The sequence below is a fragment of the Massilia sp. 01N417 genome (assembly GCF_056399645.1).
Genome location: NZ_JBFTRS010000050.1, coordinates 1 through 2,454, shown reverse-complemented (window position 1 = coordinate 2,454; position 2,454 = coordinate 1). Strand labels below are relative to the sequence as shown.

At 66.5% G+C, this 2,454-nt stretch carries 3 protein-coding genes; all 3 read left to right on the top strand.

Going from position 1 to position 2,454, the window contains the following annotated elements:
- Positions 1–82 precede the first annotated feature (82 nt).
- From tnpA to tnpC, 3 genes are read left to right on the top strand one after another with little or no spacing between them, the layout of a single operon-like run.
- On the top strand, positions 83–439 hold the full coding sequence (gene tnpA, locus AC1DOQ_RS26795) for an IS66-like element accessory protein TnpA (protein WP_477371407.1): 357 nt from the start codon (positions 83–85) through the stop codon (positions 437–439).
- A complete protein-coding gene (gene tnpB / locus AC1DOQ_RS26790; RefSeq protein ID WP_477371404.1) occupies positions 436–783 on the top strand; it encodes an IS66 family insertion sequence element accessory protein TnpB in 348 nt (115 codons plus the stop codon). Before tnpA ends, tnpB begins: the two co-directional genes overlap by 4 nt.
- Before the next feature lie 30 nt (positions 784–813).
- A complete protein-coding gene (tnpC, locus tag AC1DOQ_RS26785) occupies positions 814–2,373 on the top strand; it encodes an IS66 family transposase (RefSeq protein ID WP_477371401.1) in 1,560 nt (519 codons plus the stop codon).
- Positions 2,374–2,454 lie beyond the last annotated feature (81 nt).

Here is a 2,454-nt window from a genome sequence, read left to right as displayed (position 1 = left end):
GTAAGCGTCATCCCTGCACCGTGTAGACACCTGCCAGCGCGCCACTCAACATAGTCCCCACTATTTTTTAGCGGGGACTATCTTGGCGGGTGAAGCAGAACAAAAGAAGCGTCGGCGCAGCACGAACTATCCGCTGGAGTTCAAGCGACAGCTGGCGCAGCAAGCGTGCGACGAGTCGGTGTCGGTAGCCCAGCTGGCGATGCAGCACGGGCTGAACACGAACATGGTGTTTCGCTGGCGACGCCAGTTGCGTGCTGGTTTGCTGGGCACGGCGACGACGCGGTTTCTGCCGGTCGCGTTGACGGCAGAGCGGAAAGAGCCGCTTCGTGTTGGCGGTGCGGGCACCATCGAAATTCAGTTGGGCCAGGCCACGGTCTGCATTCGCGGCACGCCCGATCCGGCAACACTGGCGCTGGTGCTGCAAGGGCTGCGTCCATGATTGGACTGCCCGCGGGTACGCGTATCTGGCTGGCCGCCGGCGTGACCGACATGCGCTCGGGCTTCAACGGACTGGCTGCGAAGGTGGAAACGGCCTTGCAGGAAGATCCGTACAGTGGCCATGTGTTCGTGTTCCGTGGCCGGCGCGGCGACCTGGTGAAAGTGCTGTGGTGGACTGGCGACGGCCTGTGCCTGCTGTGCAAACGGCTCGAGCGCGGGCGCTTCATCTGGCCGCAAGCCAGCGAGGGGACGGTAACGCTGACGCAAGCCCAGCTCTCGATGCTACTGGAGGGGATCGACTGGCGGCGCCCCGAGCGCACGTGGCGCCCGCAGTCGGCCTTGTAAACGTAAGCTGACCCGCGTAAACTGGGCCGCATGCTCGACGCCTCCCGCCTGCCCGACGATATCGACACCTTGAAAGCGATGCTGCTGGCACGTGAGGCGGCGTTGCAGGCCAGTGAAGCACGCGTGGCGCACCTGTCCGCCGAACTATCGACGCGCACCGCCGAGATCGAGCATCTGAAACTGGTGCTGGCAAAGCTCAAGCGCATGCAATTCGGCCGCCGCTCCGAGAAGCTCGACCAGCAAATCGAGCAACTGGAACTCAAGCTGGAAGACCTGGAAGCCGAGGAGGCGGTGGCCGAAGCAAAGGCCCCGGTAGACGTCGCACCGCGCAAGAAGGCCGAGCGCAAACCGCTGCCTGCCGACTTGCCGCGCGAGGAACGGGTGCTGCGTCCGGCCCTGGATGCCTGCCCGGACTGCAACGGCAAACTCGCACCCTTGGGCGAGGACGTGTCGGAACAGCTGGAGTTTGTGCCGGCCAGTTTCCGCGTCATCCGCCACGTGCGTCCCAAGCTGGCGTGCGCCTGCTGCGACCGCATCGTACAGGCCCCGGCGGCCAGCCGTCCCATCGAACGGGGACTGCCGGGCCCCGGCTTGCTGGCCCATGTGCTGGTAGCGAAGTACGCCGACCATCTACCGCTGTACCGCCAGAGTGTGATCTACGCGCGCGAAGGCGTGGAGCTGGAGCGCTCCCTGCTTGCCAGCTGGGTGGGTGCGGCCAGCACGCTGCTGCGCCCGCTGGGCGAGGCCTTGCGCCGCCACGTCTTCGCCGCCGCCAAGCTGCACGCCGACGACACGCCGCTGCCGGTGCTCGCACCGGGCAACGGCAAGACGCGCACGGCCCGCCTGTGGACCTATGTGCGCGACGACCGCGCCAGCGGCGCCACCGAGCCGCCCGCTGTGTGGTTTGCGTACTCGCCCGACCGCAAGGGCGAACATCCGCAAGCGCACCTGGCCGGCTTTACCGGCGTGCTGCAGGCCGATGCGTACGCCGGCTTCAACGCCATCTACGAGAGCGGACGCGTCGTCGAAGCAGCCTGCTGGGCCCACGCACGGCGCAAGTTTTACGACCTGCATGCGGCCCGCCCATCGCTCTTGACCACCGAGGCATTGCGCCGCATCGGCGAGCTGTACGCCATCGAAGAAGCCATCCGGGGAAAGCCGCCCGACGAGCGCCATGCCGAACGGCTGGCGCGAGCCAGACCGCTGCTCGACGACCTGGAGCGCTGGCTGCATGCCACGCTTGCCACACTCTCGCGCAAGTCGGACACGGCGGCGGCGATCCTGTATGCGCTCAAATTGTGGCCGGCCCTGACCCGCTATGCCGACGATGGCCGCATCGAGATCGACAACTCGGCCGCCGAGCGTGCCTTGCGCGGCGTGGCCTTGGGCCGGCGCAACTTCCTGTTTGCCGGCGCCGACAGCGGCGGCGAACGCGCAGCCGCCATGTACGGGCTCATCGGAACGGCCAGGCTGAACGGCATCGACCCCGAAGCCTGGTTGCGCCACGTGCTGACGCACATCGCCGACTACCCTGTGAACCGTGTCGACGACTTCCTGCCCTGGAACTGTGCCGCCAAACTGCCCGGCTGAACTCCGCTTCCCAGCGGTGTGACAAGCATCATCTCGTATCAGCTTCGGTAACTCAACACGGTGCTGGGACGACGCTTACAC

Excerpts from the sequence above, each read along its gene's own strand:
- tnpB (WP_477371404.1), top strand. The coding sequence starts at position 436 with ATGATTGGACTGCCCGCGGGTACGCGTATCTGGCTGGCCGCCGGCGTG.
- tnpC (WP_477371401.1), top strand. The coding sequence starts at position 814 with ATGCTCGACGCCTCCCGCCTGCCCGACGATATCGACACCTTGAAAGCG.